General features: G+C 45.1%; 14 protein-coding genes and 1 pseudogene. 6 read left to right on the forward strand and 9 right to left on the reverse strand.

What is annotated here, in order from left to right; genetic code table 11:
* Nucleotides 1–62: 62 nt before the first annotated feature.
* Entirely contained in the window at nucleotides 63–1,874 is a 1,812-nt protein-coding gene (locus AB4585_RS00110) for a choice-of-anchor I family protein (protein WP_372158356.1), read from the reverse strand.
* A 201-nt stretch (nucleotides 1,875–2,075) separates the two neighbouring features.
* Nucleotides 2,076–2,726, reverse strand: coding sequence for an outer membrane protein OmpW (gene ompW / locus AB4585_RS00115; protein ID WP_017071378.1), 651 nt, complete (start codon nucleotides 2,724–2,726; stop codon nucleotides 2,076–2,078).
* Nucleotides 2,727–3,128: 402 nt separating this feature from the next.
* Between ompW and glgC the strand changes: the two genes are divergently transcribed.
* Complete coding sequence (glgC, locus tag AB4585_RS00120; protein WP_017064925.1) at nucleotides 3,129–4,349, forward strand: glucose-1-phosphate adenylyltransferase; 1,221 nt, start codon at nucleotides 3,129–3,131, stop codon at nucleotides 4,347–4,349.
* 121 nt (nucleotides 4,350–4,470) lie between these two features.
* On the opposite strand, the gene AB4585_RS00125 is transcribed toward glgC, so the two are convergent.
* Together AB4585_RS00125 and AB4585_RS00130 are read right to left on the reverse strand one after the other, a co-directional pair.
* Nucleotides 4,471–5,901, reverse strand: coding sequence for a YfcC family protein (locus tag AB4585_RS00125; RefSeq protein ID WP_136979617.1), 1,431 nt, complete (start codon nucleotides 5,899–5,901; stop codon nucleotides 4,471–4,473).
* Nucleotides 5,902–6,315: 414 nt separating this feature from the next.
* Nucleotides 6,316–6,543 (reverse strand): annotated as a pseudogene (locus AB4585_RS00130) (hypothetical protein); the annotation flags it as partial.
* A gap of 60 nt (nucleotides 6,544–6,603) precedes the next feature.
* On the opposite strand from AB4585_RS00130, the gene AB4585_RS00135 reads away from it, so the two are divergent.
* From AB4585_RS00135 to AB4585_RS00150, 4 genes are all read left to right on the forward strand, one after another.
* Nucleotides 6,604–6,858: a hypothetical protein gene (locus AB4585_RS00135; RefSeq protein ID WP_017066890.1), complete on the forward strand. Its 255-nt coding sequence runs from the start codon at nucleotides 6,604–6,606 to the stop codon at nucleotides 6,856–6,858.
* A gap of 337 nt (nucleotides 6,859–7,195) precedes the next feature.
* Entirely contained in the window at nucleotides 7,196–7,552 is a 357-nt protein-coding gene (gene hpf / locus AB4585_RS00140) for a ribosome hibernation-promoting factor, HPF/YfiA family (RefSeq protein ID WP_017061680.1), read from the forward strand.
* 240 nt (nucleotides 7,553–7,792) lie between these two features.
* Nucleotides 7,793–7,948: a DUF3012 domain-containing protein gene (locus tag AB4585_RS00145; protein WP_017061679.1), complete on the forward strand. Its 156-nt coding sequence runs from the start codon at nucleotides 7,793–7,795 to the stop codon at nucleotides 7,946–7,948.
* Between the two features lie 78 nt (nucleotides 7,949–8,026).
* Entirely contained in the window at nucleotides 8,027–8,815 is a 789-nt protein-coding gene (locus tag AB4585_RS00150) for an HAD-IIB family hydrolase (protein WP_136982941.1), read from the forward strand.
* Nucleotides 8,816–8,909: 94 nt separating this feature from the next.
* On the opposite strand, the gene dgcA is transcribed toward AB4585_RS00150, so the two are convergent.
* The 5 genes from dgcA to AB4585_RS00175 all read right to left on the reverse strand — a co-directional run bounded on the left by dgcA (nucleotide 8,910) and on the right by AB4585_RS00175 (nucleotide 13,490).
* Nucleotides 8,910–9,896: an N-acetyl-D-Glu racemase DgcA gene (dgcA, locus tag AB4585_RS00155; protein ID WP_136982942.1), complete on the reverse strand. Its 987-nt coding sequence runs from the start codon at nucleotides 9,894–9,896 to the stop codon at nucleotides 8,910–8,912.
* 57 nt (nucleotides 9,897–9,953) lie between these two features.
* On the reverse strand, nucleotides 9,954–10,961 hold the full coding sequence (dgcN, locus tag AB4585_RS00160) for an N-acetyltransferase DgcN (protein ID WP_017061677.1): 1,008 nt from the start codon (nucleotides 10,959–10,961) through the stop codon (nucleotides 9,954–9,956).
* Nucleotides 10,962–11,052: 91 nt separating this feature from the next.
* Nucleotides 11,053–11,958, reverse strand: a complete 906-nt coding sequence (locus AB4585_RS00165) for a LysR family transcriptional regulator (RefSeq protein WP_102320893.1) — start codon at nucleotides 11,956–11,958, stop codon at nucleotides 11,053–11,055.
* A 95-nt stretch (nucleotides 11,959–12,053) separates the two neighbouring features.
* On the reverse strand, nucleotides 12,054–12,890 hold the full coding sequence (locus AB4585_RS00170; RefSeq protein ID WP_017061675.1) for an SGNH/GDSL hydrolase family protein: 837 nt from the start codon (nucleotides 12,888–12,890) through the stop codon (nucleotides 12,054–12,056).
* 87 nt (nucleotides 12,891–12,977) lie between these two features.
* Nucleotides 12,978–13,490, reverse strand: a complete 513-nt coding sequence (locus tag AB4585_RS00175; protein WP_017061674.1) for an RNA methyltransferase — start codon at nucleotides 13,488–13,490, stop codon at nucleotides 12,978–12,980.
* Nucleotides 13,491–13,765: 275 nt separating this feature from the next.
* Between AB4585_RS00175 and AB4585_RS00180 the strand changes: the two genes are divergently transcribed.
* A complete protein-coding gene (locus AB4585_RS00180) occupies nucleotides 13,766–15,427 on the forward strand; it encodes a methyl-accepting chemotaxis protein (protein ID WP_372158359.1) in 1,662 nt (553 codons plus the stop codon).
* Nucleotides 15,428–15,473: the final 46 nt, after the last annotated feature.

Consider the following 15,473-nt stretch of genomic DNA (forward strand, 5'->3'; position numbering starts at 1 on the left):
ACGACTTAACAAGTCGTGGCGCTTTTGTTTTGATTCAATCTAATTGCTAGTAAGAAGCGTGATTAAAACTCAACGCGGTAAACTGACGTGCTACCACTCACTTCGTTGCCAACCGCAATAAAGTGGTTACCAGAACGAGTGAAATACTTGATTGATTCTGGACCTAAATCACCCGCTTTAGCGTTGTAAGTCTCGTTGTCGCAATCACCGTCTTCATCAACCTTAGTGCACACTGGCTGAGTAAAGTCGCGATTGTTCAAGTAGCTGATGAAACTTGCGTTTTTAGGCTGTGTTACGTCGTAAACCATGATGCCACCTTGGCGCTCAAGTCCAATAAAGGCATAGTGCTTGCCGTTGATATCCGCCACTTCGATCGCTTCAGGTTCTACGCCTTTATCATCACTACGATCGTCACCGCTTTGGTTGTTATCATTGGTGCTGTTGAAGCTTGCAGGATCTTGCTCAAGTACGATTCGAGCAAAATCATCGCCGCTATCAAACACGAGCTCGCCTGACTCATCCCAGATAGAGAACGAGCGGCTGCCGAATGCTTGAACCTTTTGGTCAGCAGCGAGTGTCCCTTGTGGCTTAATCACTTTAAGACGTGCAAGTTGCTTGTTGTCTTTCAATGCGCCATCTAATGGGTGGTTAGCGTCAATATCTAACTTCTTGCCGCGTACTTCATCGACATAAGCGATACAAAAGTCTTTTTCTGTGGTGTAGTTTTCGGTGCCTTGATAATCGTCACCGTCCCACTCAAAACCTTTCTCATCACACATTTCTTGCGTAGTCTTGATGCCATATTCACGACCATCACCTTCGTTCGCAGTCACGATGTAGGTGTTGCCATCAACACTGTAGCTAGTGATGCTATCTGGCATGTAGAGGCCTTCTAACATCGCGTAGCTTTGCAGATTACCGATATTTTTGTCTTTGTTTGACGCATCTAGCTTAGCGTTATCCCAAGGCTTTCCGCCTAGTCCAAGAATCGCATCCACATGTGCACTCGCCACATCAATCGCTGCCAACGCGTTGTTCTCTTGGAGGGCAACGTAGAGTTTTCCGTTATCCGCAAATGTTAGGTATTCCGGTTCAAGATCTTGAGCAACCGTTGCATTCGGCGCAGAGATTCGAACCTTGTCGGTTAGCTCTGCATGGCGAGGCTGACCTTGATTGAATGCCTTGAAATCAATCTGAGTGACTGTCGCTTGCAAAGGACCATTGGTTAAATCCACCAGCGTTACTGAACCTTCAGGATCAATGCTGTAATCCGCATTCGGCTCACCTTCATTTGCAGAGGCAATGTAGCGACCATCTTTCGAGAAGCTCACCATGTCCGGTAATGCACCAGCCGTATAAGTAGTAATCAGCTCTAACGTGTCTGAACGATAAAGGGCAATGATGCCGTTTTGTTGCTTGTCAGCATTTTCAATCGCGACAGCAACTAATCCTTGATGAGTCGACACACTGTTCGCTGCACCAATATCAATACCAGAAGCTGCAGCCGCTGATTGAAGATCAATCGAACCCGAAGATGTTGGTTCGCTAGCTGAGTTCATTGATAAAACATCAACTTTCTGAGCTTGAGCGTTCACAACATAAAGCTTGTCGGTACATGAATCGTAGCTGACGATTTCGGCTGCAGAAGTATCAAACGGGGCGTCGGCGATTGAACGGCCAACTAGGCTGATTCCGGTTACCTCAGCATTGGAAGCGCTTGGCTGCTCGATGGATTGGCATTGAAGGCTAAAAGCATCAAGTGATGTTTGAGATGGCGTAGCAGTCGTTGGTGATGTTGGTTGAGAACAGCCTACTAGAGCAGAACTTACCGCGATAGGCAGTAATAGTGTCAGCTTATTAAATTTACGATTCATATATCCTCCATAATTTGAATCGCGATCATAGAGGGCTGTTATGACACTTATCTTTCCCTTTTATTAACAATAAATGACGACAATAAATAACTTTTACCCATAGCAACAGAAAGTTAATGCGAACAACCTATTAACAAGTAAGAAAAAAAAGCGCCCAAGCTGGCTGATGCTTGAGCGCCTTTAGTAAACTGTATAGGGAGATTAGAAGTTGTAACCACCACCAATCATGAATACCCATGGGTCGATATCAACGTCTGTTGAGTACTGGTTACCCGCTGTATCTTTATACTTTGCAGTTGTATCTATATCTGCATACCAAATAGATGCATTTAGGAACCAGTCTTCATTGATCATGTAATCCACGCCAATATTTGCTGCAAGCCCCCAAGAGTCATCAAGAGACAAATCACGTAGTTGAGCGTCTTTACCAGTTCCGTTAAATTTTTCATCAAAGAAGAACGTGTAGTTAATACCTGCACCTACATAAGGGCGAATTTCACTGTTCGCTTCACCAAAGTAGTACTGAACCATAAGTGTAGGCGGAAGGTGTTTAACATCTGCAATATCACCTAGTCCAAGTAAATCAGTAGATACCGTATGTGAAAATGGTGTTGCTGCAAGAATTTCTAAACTAACGTTATCAGTGAACATATAGCCAAATGTTAGGCCAAGTTGAGTATTTGAATCTACAGATAGCTCAGAACCTGGTGAGTTTAGTACATCACCACTGCTGTCGTTTGGAGATACCATTGCTGCACCTGCACGGATGATGAAATCACCTTCTTTATGAGCAAGAACATTGGTTGACATAAGAGCCGCAATAACCGCAATACCACATACTGTTTTTTTCATTATAATTTCCTTTTGGGGGGCTTAATCTTTATTGGTGAATGAGTAATCATTTCTTATTTTGCGTGCAAGGTAGCATAGAATAACCCTACTTTATTGATGGAAATCAATTTGTGAAAAGTTGTGATTATTTATGTAAATTTATATCGACCCGATCACTTTATTTCTTCATTTTATTGACAGTTTTGTAATGCAGCTTTTCCGTGCGTCATTTTGTTAACCCAATCCCTTCACTCTGTTCGGATCTTTTTTGGATCAAAATAGAGCAAGCCAATATCTCGCACGCATTATTTTGGTGCAGAACAACAAGAATCAATCTCGCCTCGTATAATATTCAATGAGTTACATTTGGCTTAGTGCTTGCAAGTCTATGTTCATAATCATAAATACATTGAGGTTCTGATCATGCAAGACACTCTAACAATCGTTCTGGCCGGCGGTGTTGGCTCTCGGCTTTCCCCTCTCACCGATAACCGTGCAAAACCTGCGGTACCCTTTGGTGGCAAATATCGAATCATCGATTTCACACTCGCGAACTGCTTACACTCTGGGCTACGCCAAATTTTGGTGCTGACTCAGTACAAATCTCACTCTTTGCAAAAACATTTAAGAGATGGTTGGTCGGTGCTTAACCCGGAGCTCGGCGAATACATCACCAATGTTCCTCCACAAATGCGAACCGGTGATAGCTGGTACAGCGGTACTGCCGATGCGATTTATCAAAACTTGTATCTACTTTCACGCAGTGAAGCCAAGCATGTGGTGGTGTTATCCGGTGACCATATCTATCGCATGGATTACGCACCAATGCTCAAGCAGCACAAAAAGAACGAGGCCGACCTAACTGTGGCGTGCATGGAGGTTTCGATTGACGAAGCCAAAGAGTTTGGTGTGATGGAGATAGATGAATCTCTAGAGATCAATAACTTTACCGAAAAGCCACGTTACCCTGCATGTGTACCTGGTAGGCCAACTCGAAGCATGGCTTCAATGGGTATTTACGTCTTTGATAAAGAAGTACTAACACAAGCGCTACTGGCGGACGCCGAAGATCCGAACTCAAGCCACGATTTTGGTAAAGATATCATTCCTAAATTGGTGGGCAACAACAGTGTTTACGCATACAAGTTTGGGGATGAAGAAGGCCGAGTGACCCAAGATGCGTACTGGAGAGATGTTGGTACTATCGACTCTTATTACCAATCCAACATGGACCTGTTAAAGCCAGCTTCGCCTATCGATTTATATCAACCTGATTGGGCGATTCGTACTTACGAACCGCAGCTGCCACCCGCACGAACCATTGCTTCAGTTGAAGGTAATCAAGGAATATTCATCAACTCGATGATAGCGAATGGCGTTGTAATTGAAGGCGGCTCGGCGCAAAACTCAATCTTCTTCCCGAAAGTGAAAGTCAGCAATGCCGCGATTGTGATTGATAGTATTCTGTTTGAAGATGTTGAGATTGGAAAAAATTGCCACATACAAAACTGCATCATCGACAAGAACGTTAAGGTGCCTGACGGAACCCAGATCGGTCTTGATGGCCTTGCCGATGCGAAACGCTTCCATATATCAAAACAAGGCGTGATTGTGGTGCCCTCTTCTTACCAATTTGAAGAGTAACCTTTAACGTTGGAATAGCTTTTCTTTAAACGAAAAAAGGCAGCGAATTCGCTGCCTTCTTATTTACTCACACAGCTTAAGTTAAGCCTTAACTGTCCATGTATTCGATTAAACAGAAACCTTAGAAAGGCCCTAACTCAATCATTTGAGCAATCACAACAGAAACCAAAGCGCCTACCGACCAGAACAAGAACAGTGGTAAGAAGAAACGAACCCACTTGGTGTAAGGTACTTTTGCTATAGCCAATACCGCCAACAAGCCACCATTGGTTGGGTAAATATAGTTAGAAATACCATCACCCAATTGAGAAGCCAGTGCTGCCACTTGGCGAGTCACTTCACCAATATCTGCCAACGGAATAATGATTGGCATGGTGATCACCGCTTGGCCACTGCCTGATGGAATAAACAGGTTGATCGCAGCCTGCGAGAAGTAGATCCCTGCTGCTGCCACAAGTTTAGAGCTACCAGAAATGATTTGTGCAAGATAGAAGATAATAGAATCAACAATCTTCGCGTCTTCCATAATGGTTAGCACTGAACGAGCAAAGAAGATGATCAGTACCGCAACCAATACATCGCTAACACCTTTGGTCCAGTACTCACAAATCTTGTTCGGAGATAAGCCCGCCACCAAACCCGGAATAATCGCCATCGCCACGAATGCACCCGCAATCTCGGTGAAGCCGAAACCCATCGTCAACGTGCCGAAGATCATGTATGCGAACACGCCCAAGAACGCGATGCCCGCAAGCTTTTCACGTGTGGTGAGTGTTTTCGCTTCAACGTTAGATTCGTAGTGGTAACCCGTACCGTGCAACAAACCTTTGGTCGGGTCTTGCTTAACTTTGCGCGCGTAGTTAAGTACATACCAAGCACCTGTTAGCAACATGAACATGCCAACAATAAAGCGATACCACATGCCTGAATACATAGGCAGTTCAGCGATAGTGTGTGCGATACCCGTAAAGAATGGGTTAGCCAAAGCGGCTGCGAAACCGGCACAACTTGCCAGTAAAACAACGCCAAGTGCCGTTATAGCGTCATAGCCAAGCTTGATACAGATCGGGATCATCAAAGAGATGAAGATGACATCAAGTTCACGCATACCGGTGAAGGTAACGTTGAAGAAAATCGCAGTCATGATCACAGGCGCAATTACGTACAAGCCTTGCTTCTTTAGCTTAGTGGTGAGCGCAACAACGGATGCGTCTAACAAACCCATGTGTTTGATAATGCCAAAAGCACCACCCACAAATACCACAACGCCCATCACGCCAGAAGCGGATTTGAAGCCTTTAAAAAATGATTCGAAAAAAGAGGCTAATGTTGTTGGGTTGCTCGCTAAGAGTGTGTAGCTGTCTGGGTCGATAACCGTGCGGCCATTCATGACCACTCGCTCGAATTCACCAGCAGGGATGAAGTAAGTTGCGATTGCAGCAACGATCACCATGATAACCAAAGAGAGAAACGGGTGGTTTACTTCTTTCTCTGTCGGCGCTGTGTTACCAGCTTGAGATGTAGGTACGGATGTGGATACCGTAGTCGTCATATAGACTCCTTATTTGTCAGCAACTAAGGTTCACTTAGCCGCCGAGAGGGATTTTTGGAAAAACGAAACCCTTCACGCAGAACATAGTTCACGCTAACTAGGCTGTTTCTAAAAGGCCTTTGATAGATGGTGCTCTCAAATGTACATAGTGAAGTAGTGAGAACTACTCTCTTTGCGTCCGAGCAAAATGCAGATGTTCGGCCAAGTCAGGCCAAACTGAATGAGGTCATTACAAGCAGATAAACAGAAAAAGACTGTTTGGGTAATGCGTTTTTTATCAATTACAAAGACAAGCGGCGCATACTAGCATAACGAGTCATTAATTGTCAGAAAAGTGTGAGTTTCGTCATGCTTTGGTGAGCAAAAGAAAAGCGCCCACTAATAAGTAAGGCGCTTTTCTGCAATCGAATCGAGTTACTTAGGTGCTAATTCGTAGTTTTCTTGCATCTCATGAGGGGCAATCCCGTACTCATAATCTGCTAAGTAGCCATCCTTATAGACCTTCATTCCCTTCTCATCCCAGCTCACTTTGATCATCGCCGTGTTGCCATCTTCACTGCCTAACAGCTCCAGCATTTCTGCATCAATCTTAATGGCTTTGATGGTTTTAATACGCTTAAACGGCTTAAATTCAGTGGCCGAGAATACGATGGCCGAGCGATAACGCTTAAGCTTGAGTCCAATCGCAAAGATTCTCGATTGTTGCTCAAACTGCAACATATTGATCTAGGCTCAATTGATGAGTCTCGCATTTCAGAACTTGTGCGATTCAAAGTCGAAACGCCGGTTCGCTATGAAGGTGACATTAATTATTGGCGTCAGGGCGTCGAATTTCCTGTCGATCAACTGGCATCCAATAAAGAAGTCGATATTCGAGCACGCATTACCATACCCGAGTCTCAACTCACAGCAGGAGAGTTTCACTTCAATATGGAGTGGGCAGTTGAGTGTCTATAAATTAGTAACTTAAGCTGATTTTTTAATCAAAGAAGAAAAAGTGAGTGAGCTGGAAAGAAAATCAATGGAGTGACAAGTTCGGAATTATAAAACCGATAAAGAGAGATTCACTGGGAATTCGCTGTAGGTTAGCGCAAATTATCAAGGATGGAGTTTTTTTGAACATGTCTTTAAAACACGAAACATAATATGCGATCAGTTCATCGGACTTTCAAGGGAGTAACAAGAGAATATTTGATAACACTGAAGTCAATCACACATGTGCTAATTCTCAGTTGGTTAATCTATGCGATGTTTGCTACGTTTAAATGACACAGTCATTGGAAAGGTATGATTTATGAAAATAAATGTTCAAACACATCATGTATCAATTAACGACGAGTCACGCAAAGACATCGAAGGTAAATTCGAGAAGATATCTAACCATTTCCCATCACTGATCAGTTGCGACATCATCATTACTAAAGAACACGGTCAACATCAGGTTGAAGTATTCACCAACTACGAAGGTGTACGAGTAACAGCAAAATCGACAGACGATGTTATGTACCCAGCTATCGCTGCAGCACTTAAGAAACTTGAAGCGGGCCTAAGTAACCGTAAGGGACAATTGAAAGCCGACCTACACGAGAAACCAACAAGCACGAAGCCAGAGATTGCTTCGGACATCATCCAAGAGATGAAATTGGTATAAATCGATAAGTAGTTAAAGCGAAATAACGAATAGAAACTTATTAAGAATTTCAAAGCCAGCATACGTTGCTGGCTTTTTCGATCTTAAAGCCAAGCAAACCTTCGCTTCTTTACCGTCCCTCGAATTCAGCTCAACCCCACATCATTATTAACGCCCTTAAGTTCTTAGCAGCTATAACAATCACTTGTGGGATTTGATACAGTTATAAGCAGAAATTTAGACCACAACGGAATGTTTATTATGAAGAAAATCGCGTTGATACTTTTCCTTGCTACTCAATTAATGGCTTGTACCGAGGTTGGCAGTGAAGCTTGGTGTGCGGATATGAAAGAAAAGCCTAAAGGTGACTGGACGGCTAATGAAGCGGGCGATTTTGCTAAACACTGTATTTTCTAATCACGTTAGCTTCTAATTCTACATTGGGCTGAATTAATACGCTCTGTGTAAAACAATCCATGGAATAAGTGAGTTTTAATGGAACACCAACTAGACAACAACTGGAAGCACATCGAATGGGTATTAACCGACGTCGATGACACGCTCACTTGGCAAGGTTCACTCCCTCCAGAAACCCTGATTGTGTTACAAAAGCTGAGAGACAATGGAATCAAAGTGGTCGCTGTAACGGGAGCCTGTGCTGGTTGGTGTGACCATATTGCGCAGCTCTGGCCTGTCGATGCCGTGCTTGGAGAAAACGGCGCCTTCTTACTAGAGAAGCAAGATGATGCATTACAACTCTCATCTGAAACACCGCTAGAACAAGTGCGTAAGAACCAAGCTAAGCTAAAACAAGAAGTTGAAGCGATCTTGTTGAGTTACCCCGACCTATCGCTAACTTTGGATCAATCTTACCGCTTGTGTGAGGTCGCGATTGATATCGGCCAAAACCGTAAGCCTGTTGACCCTGAAACTGTTCAAGCGGTACTCGAAAGAATACACGCTTTAGGCGCACACGCGACGGCAAGTTCGATTCATATCAACGCTTGGTACGGCGAACACTCAAAGAAAAACGCCGTGCACCGTTTCCTGGCTAATAAAGGCTTATCGCTTGAGCAAATCCACCATCAAGCCTGCTATGTCGGCGATTCAATGAACGATCAACAGATGTTCGAATCACTACCACTCACCGTTGGCGTGGCAAACATTAAGCATTATTGGGATAAGTTAGATCATCATCCAAGTAAGGTGATGTCGCAGCCAGGTGGCTATGGGTTTGCAGAATTTGTGGATGCGCTGCTGAGGCTTAAAAGTGAAGTAATTTAGATAATCGCTCAGACTTTGAAGCAAAAATCGCACAAGTTTTCACTCATACGATTTCATTCATGTCATGTCCATCGATTAAACGGGCTCAACGAACTTAGAGAATAATCATCCCATCTCGATAAGTCAGTGCTGGCGCTACATCTTGGCCAAGTAATACCGGGCCATCGAGGTCGACGATTTCAGATTGAACCGCAATAGGCAGAGCTGCACGCATCGCCAAAGAAGTACCGAGCATACAACCCGACATCAGCGTAAATCCTAGCCTTTGGGCTTCTTCTGCAAGAACCAATGCTTCAGTCAAACCGCCCGTTTTATCGAGTTTGATGTTGACCATTTCATACTTACCCAACAGCGATGAGAGCTGTGAAGTGGTATGACAGCTTTCATCAGCACACAGTGGTATCGGGTGCTTGATGTGTGCCAGTGAGGCATCGTGCTGTTGGGGTAACGGCTGCTCGATCATCGCAATATCAAATTCTGCCAATTGATTGAACAACTCTTCGAGATTCAATCCTGTCCACGCTTCATTCGCATCCAATACAATTTGAACATCTGCCGCAGCTTCTCGTACCGCGCGAACACGCTCTACCACCTGCTCGCCGTCAAGCTTCACTTTCAGAAGTTTCGCACCATTCGCGACATAGTCTCGAGCCTGAGTCGCCATGGCTTCTGGCGTGCCAATCGAGACTGTCATTGCAGTCACGATTTGAGCAGGCAACTCAAACAAGCTATTCGGAAACGTCTGGTCGTTCTGCTGAGCTTCAAAATCCCAAAGCGCACAATCGACCGCATTGCGCGCTGCCCCTCCGGTCAATAAAGACTGAAGATGATCTCTTAGCTCTGCCGGATCAGTAACGCCTCGTTCAAACATAGCTTCAAGTGCGCTAGACGCTTGTTGGATTTGCGCTAACACAGACTCCGATGACTCGCCGTATCGTGGGTAAGGCGTGCATTCGCCCTGAGCTCGTTTGCCACCATGTTCAATGTAAACACGAACAACGTGACACTCAGTTCGACTGCCACGAGAGATGCGAAAAGGCGTTTGCATCGCGATAATAATGGGTTCAGCTGTAATCTTCATAATTTCACTCGGTTGATGTTCACTTTAACAAATGGAAACGTAGAAATGATGAAGTCGTTAAAGTGAATGTCGCAAATGATCAGTAATGTGTTGTACACCAAAGCGCACTGGGTCCGTCACTGGCACTTGATAGAGTGTGGTCCATTCTTGGCACAATGTCTCAGCCTCTTCAATGCTAATCGCCGACGTGTTCAAGCAGATACCCACCAGCTTCGCGTCTGGATTAGTCAGTCGCGCCGCTTGCAAGTTGGCTTCAATCGTCTGTTCTATGCTTGGTAATTTAGCATGAGGAAGGTTACGAATATGTGGTCGCCCAACTTCATGACACAGCACTAAGGCATCAGCTTGTGCGCCATGTAAAAGACCCAAACTCACGCCTGCAAACGAAGGGTTGAACAAAGAGCCTTGCCCTTCAATGATGTCCCAATCGTGGTCGGTAAAATCAGGGCTAATCGCTTCAACTGCGCCAGAAATAAAATCCGCAACCACCGCATCAATCGAAATACCGCTGCCTTCAATCAAAATACCTGTCTGCCCTGTCGCTTTAAACTGAGCGGATGTTCCCGCTTGTTTAAGCGACTTTTCAATCGCTAATGCCGAGAACATTTTGCCTACTGAGCAATCAGTTCCGACAGTAAGCAGGCGCTTACCTTGACGAAGCTTACCGTTACCAACATTAAGAACACCGTCAAAATGGCGTACATCATGAAGCTTAGTCAATCCTTGTTGCTGCATGTCAGCAAGCGGTGAAAATTCACTCAATCGTTGGTGCATGCCAGATGCAATCTCATATCCCATTTCTGCAGCGGCCATAATGGTTGACTGCCAAGAATCAGGAATAACACCACCCGGATTTGCGGTACCAATCACTAGCGTCTTCGCGCCCTGCGCTTGCGCCTCTTGCAGGGTCATATCCGTTAAGCCCAGTGAAACGGTATCACCCGTTAAACGCAGTTGACCTAGGCAGATTTCTGGTCGCCATTGATGAATACCGCGAGCTGTTTTTGCAGCGAGTGGGTCAGTAACATCCCCAAGAAAAAGAAGGTAAGGTTGAGCGATCGACATGAGTATTCCTAATTAATAAGCCCTTGTATGGGTTTACTTTAATTAAGAACTTCGAAGCTGCCGAATGCCTATTTATGGCGAGCCTATAACCTTAAGTTATAGGGTGAGTATGGATTTTCAATGAAGCGATAAATTGCTTAACGGAAATCGACTGAGGGGTGTGCTCTGCGCAAAGCATCGATACCGAAAATTGGATGTCTGGTTGAAGCGGCAACACACAGACCGCATCGTCATTTTGATATTGCTCTGCCGTCCACGGATCAACAATCGCAAACCCCGCTTGGTGCTTGACCAGTTCCGCAGCGGCGCTATACCCACGTACAGATATCGGGTGGTGATAATGCTGCTCACGTGCAATAAGGCGTTGATGTAACAGGAGGCCTAATGGATCGCGGCTATCGAGCCCGATGATTGGCAGCGGATAATTGATCAGATCATCTAACGTTAATTCCGCGGGGAAATGATCAACCGTATTGGAAGGAACCAAAACCTTTAGTGATTCGGTTAATAGCGTTTCACTTAATATCGCAGGCGGTGCTTCATCGCCAAACGCGATAGCAATATCAAGCTCATGCTTTAATAACCCAGCACACAGCTCATCACGGTTTGCAGTCAGCAACTCAAAAGAGAGATCTTGCTTACTGCCATTTTGCTCGCGAGACATTTGGGCGATTACAGGAGTCAGTAATTTAGTCGCTAAAATCGGCGGCGCACCAATGCGTAAATGCTGATGGCCTTGCTTCACTTTGTTGGTCAGAGATCGAAATTGCCCCAATTGCTGATACACCTTTTCCGCTTCTGGCAGTAAGGTTTTTGCCTCAACCGTTGGCACCAACCGCCCTTTAACTCGTTCGAATAAGCCAAACCCAAGTTGTTGCTCCGTGTGCGCCAAAATACGGGTCACGTTTGGTTGCGACACATGCAAGCTGCGCGCGGCTCCAGATACGGTTCCGGTCTGCATAATGGCGTAAAAGACTTCCAATTGTCTTAGGTTCACATTGATGTCCTTATGGTTCGCGAAACAAATCTAGGGTTTGGCTTTTCTTGTATTAGCTAAGCTGTTTATCGGTCTAGCTAGCGTTTTGCGTGAGTCTATTTTAGTAGCTCAGCTATCGTAGGTTGAAGTATCTCAGCCCAAGTTTGATAAGCCTTCGCATTCAAATGCAGATCATCACACGAGTACTTGTTCGACAACAGCTTATTAGGCGACAATACTGAATTCACATCTAAGAACGCAATGCCTTGCTGTGTACAGTACTCGCTTAGCTTGCTATTGAGCAGTTCAACCGACGGATTTAAACCTTGCAGTTTAGAGCCAACATAAAGCGTTGATTGCACCAATATGCGAATCTCATTTTCTTGCCACACCTTAAGCATATCAATGTAGTTCTGGTAGATATGGTCGACATCATAACCCTGAGCTAAATCGTTTATCCCTGCCATAAAACACACCAGCTTTGGCTTCACATTCAACGTGGTATCAATACGGCGCAACATGCCAGTTGTGGTGTCACCCGCTAAGCCACGGTTGACCATCGAAACATCGCGAAAGATATCCGCCCACGGGGCCCATTCGGTGATCGAATCACCAAACATGACTAGGTCTGCACTTGGGGAAAAATGGCGATGGTTATCTGATGTCATGATGTAACGACTCATACTGTGGCCTCGTTGCTGAATCTCAGACTGAAGAGCGACTGCCTTGAGGATCTCGCTATCTGGCGTGGCGCTATCAAATTGAGCTAGCAATCCTTCGATATGAGGCTTAAAAGGGCTAAGACGAGTACTCAGTTGATGATGTTCTTTAAGGGAAGATAACCTCTCTAGTAATGCATACAAAGAGCGGTTTTGACCAACTTCTTGGAATAACTGATAGAGATCGAGGACAGAGTGTTGCTGTAGCGCGGCAAGTAATTGCTTGTCTTCCATGGTGTTATCTAACCCTTCAATTATCTGATGATGAACTCAAGATAATATCCGATTGCGTACGGGATAGATAACACTAGAAGCAGAGAATTACTTTTCTTTGATTAGCAGATGGTTACGGTTATCGCGGCTTTTCTTAATGAGCTCGTTGCTCTCGTCCATTTCATCTGACTTAGCAAGGCGATCATAAAGCAGCACGTTAACTGTCGCAGCCAAGTTCATGCAGCCTACTGTTGGTACATAAACAACATGATCTGCTCTGTCGGCGACATCTTGAGAAATAGAACCGTCTTCAGGGCCAAAGATATAGATGGCATTTTCTGGGTGTTTAAAACGCGGCAGTGGTGTTGCACCCTCAGCGAGTTCTACACAAACAATTTTCGTTTCTGGATCAAGATTGTCTAAAAACGACTCAACACCAGTCAACGGGATAGTACGCGCAGCACTCTTAGTATCGGTGTGGAATTTTGCGGCTTTTTCGTAGCGTTGCCCTGTGTATTTAACTTCGTCGACTTGGTAACAACCAGCCGCACGCATAACAGCACCAACGTTTGTCGGGCTCTTTGGGTTAGTTAAACCAATAGTCACATGGCTTTTGTTCATGAATCTTTCTCACTTAACGAATAGACATAGCAGGGTGCTACAAAGCGTCGCATTCTAACAAAGCAGCGTCGAATTCAAAAGCATCGATACAAACTCACTTTTTCGCGCTTAAGCCTCTAGTTGCAAGGCTTCTCACCCCAAAAACCTAACCGTCATCATATTTATAAAACAAAAACACTCTAGGATAACAATTAAACAACAAGCCCATTTACATTTTGAAACCACATTAATAATGTGTTGAAAATTGCATGAGATAATCACACAGGAAGCGTGACATGACCCTAACCATCAAAAACCGCCTTTATATTCTCTCTTTCATTCCGTTGCTACTAATGGCAATTGGCATGATGAGCGTGACGTATATGAAGAGCACCGAGCTAACCGCACAGCAAGTTGAATCGACGCGTAGCAATATGATGGCGATGAAAGAAAAGGAACTCAAAGCGTATCTACAAATGGCCTACTCTTCGATCAGCCCATTTTTGGAAAGAGGTGCAACATTAGAAGAAGCCTTACCGACATTAAGAACTCTCGAATATGGCGAGTCTGGCTACATCTTTGGCTACGACTCTAAAGGCGTTCGAGTAGTTGTTGGGCAAAATAACGATGGCATTGGTAAAAACTACTACGACCTGCAAGACAAAAAAGGCAACTACCTGATTCGTGACTTGATCAAGAACTCAAAGCTTGGTGAGTTCACCACCTACTACTTTCCAAAACTTGGTCAATCAGAAGCTCTACCGAAACTGAGCTACTCGATATTCGTTCCCCAGTGGGACTTGATGCTAGGCACAGGTTTTTATACTGACGACATCGATGCTGTAATCGCAGAGATGAAAGAGAGCTCGAATGTCGCGTTACAAAGCTCATTGACGGCGATCGCTATATTCTGTGGTTTGATTGCCCTAGTAGTTGCTGCGTTTGCCGTTGCCGTCAACCGCACAATCATGCGACCACTCGAGCAGTTTGATCGTTCAATCAGCGCATTCGCGAGTGGCGAAGCCGATTTAACCGCTCGAATGGAAACATTTAAAGCGCCTGAGTTCACTAAGCTCAGCGAGAACTTCAACGCCTTCGTGGCAAGCCTTCAAACCATCATTCGCAGCGTAAGCGATGTCGGTCAGCAAGTCGTAGCCGAGACATCTAACATGTCTTCTCGTGCTGCGCAGGTCGACGAGATTGCTACAGGGCAACGTGAAGAGACAGAACAAGTTGCAACAGCGATGACTGAGATGACCACAACGGCGCAAGAGATCTCGAGCAACGCTAGTCAAGCGGCGGATTCCGCCAAGCTTGCAGAGGGCAATGCAAAAGAAGCGCAACAGATCGTAAACGCAGCTGCAGATTCGGTGGCAGGCCTAGCGAGCGAAGTATCAGAAGCCAACACCGTGGTGTCTCGTTTAGAAGGCGATGTACAAAACATCTCCTCTTCATTGGCGGTCATCCAAGACATTGCCGAGCAAACTAACCTACTCGCGTTGAATGCCGCGATTGAAGCTGCACGTGCAGGCGAACAAGGTCGTGGGTTTGCTGTGGTTGCCGATGAGGTTCGTAAACTGGCAAGCCGTACTCAAGAAAGCACTGGCGACATTCACAAGATGATTGAGCAACTTAAAGCTGCCTCAGATGCTGCTGTGAAAGCGATGGATTCAAGTCAAAACCGAAGTGCGCAAACCGTGGAAGAAGCGAATGCCGCAGCCAAAGCACTGGCGAAGATCCAAGCGTCGATTGATACCATCATGGACATGAACTCGCTTATTGCGACAGCCACTGAACAGCAAAATATTGTAGGACAAGAAATATCTCAACGCATCGTGGTGATTTCTGACCAAAGCTCACAATCGGCAGAACTCGCGAATCAAAACCGTACAGGTAGCCAAAACCTCAACAGTCGTGCAAATGAGCTGTATCACTTGGTGGATCGCTTCACCGTCTAATACATTTTCGGTCTAGTAAGCCGTAATCAAACGATAATTAATCCTA

The sequence above is a fragment of the Vibrio sp. 10N.222.49.C9 genome (assembly GCF_041474985.1).
GTDB classification, from domain to species: domain Bacteria; phylum Pseudomonadota; class Gammaproteobacteria; order Enterobacterales; family Vibrionaceae; genus Vibrio; species Vibrio crassostreae_C.

Bases quoted from the DNA above. Each gene is read 5' to 3' on its own strand.
- AB4585_RS00110 (WP_372158356.1), bottom strand. From the start codon at position 1,874: ATGAATCGTAAATTTAATAAGCTGACACTATTACTGCCTATCGCGGTA.
- ompW (WP_017071378.1), bottom strand. From the start codon at position 2,726: ATGAAAAAAACAGTATGTGGTATTGCGGTTATTGCGGCTCTTATGTCA.
- glgC (WP_017064925.1), top strand. From the start codon at position 3,129: ATGCAAGACACTCTAACAATCGTTCTGGCCGGCGGTGTTGGCTCTCGG.
- AB4585_RS00125 (WP_136979617.1), bottom strand. From the start codon at position 5,901: ATGACGACTACGGTATCCACATCCGTACCTACATCTCAAGCTGGTAAC.
- hpf (WP_017061680.1), top strand. From the start codon at position 7,196: ATGAAAATAAATGTTCAAACACATCATGTATCAATTAACGACGAGTCA.
- AB4585_RS00145 (WP_017061679.1), top strand. From the start codon at position 7,793: ATGAAGAAAATCGCGTTGATACTTTTCCTTGCTACTCAATTAATGGCT.
- AB4585_RS00150 (WP_136982941.1), top strand. From the start codon at position 8,027: ATGGAACACCAACTAGACAACAACTGGAAGCACATCGAATGGGTATTA.
- dgcA (WP_136982942.1), bottom strand. From the start codon at position 9,896: ATGAAGATTACAGCTGAACCCATTATTATCGCGATGCAAACGCCTTTT.
- dgcN (WP_017061677.1), bottom strand. From the start codon at position 10,961: ATGTCGATCGCTCAACCTTACCTTCTTTTTCTTGGGGATGTTACTGAC.
- AB4585_RS00170 (WP_017061675.1), bottom strand. From the start codon at position 12,890: ATGGAAGACAAGCAATTACTTGCCGCGCTACAGCAACACTCTGTCCTC.
- AB4585_RS00175 (WP_017061674.1), bottom strand. From the start codon at position 13,490: ATGAACAAAAGCCATGTGACTATTGGTTTAACTAACCCAAAGAGCCCG.
- AB4585_RS00180 (WP_372158359.1), top strand. From the start codon at position 13,766: ATGACCCTAACCATCAAAAACCGCCTTTATATTCTCTCTTTCATTCCG.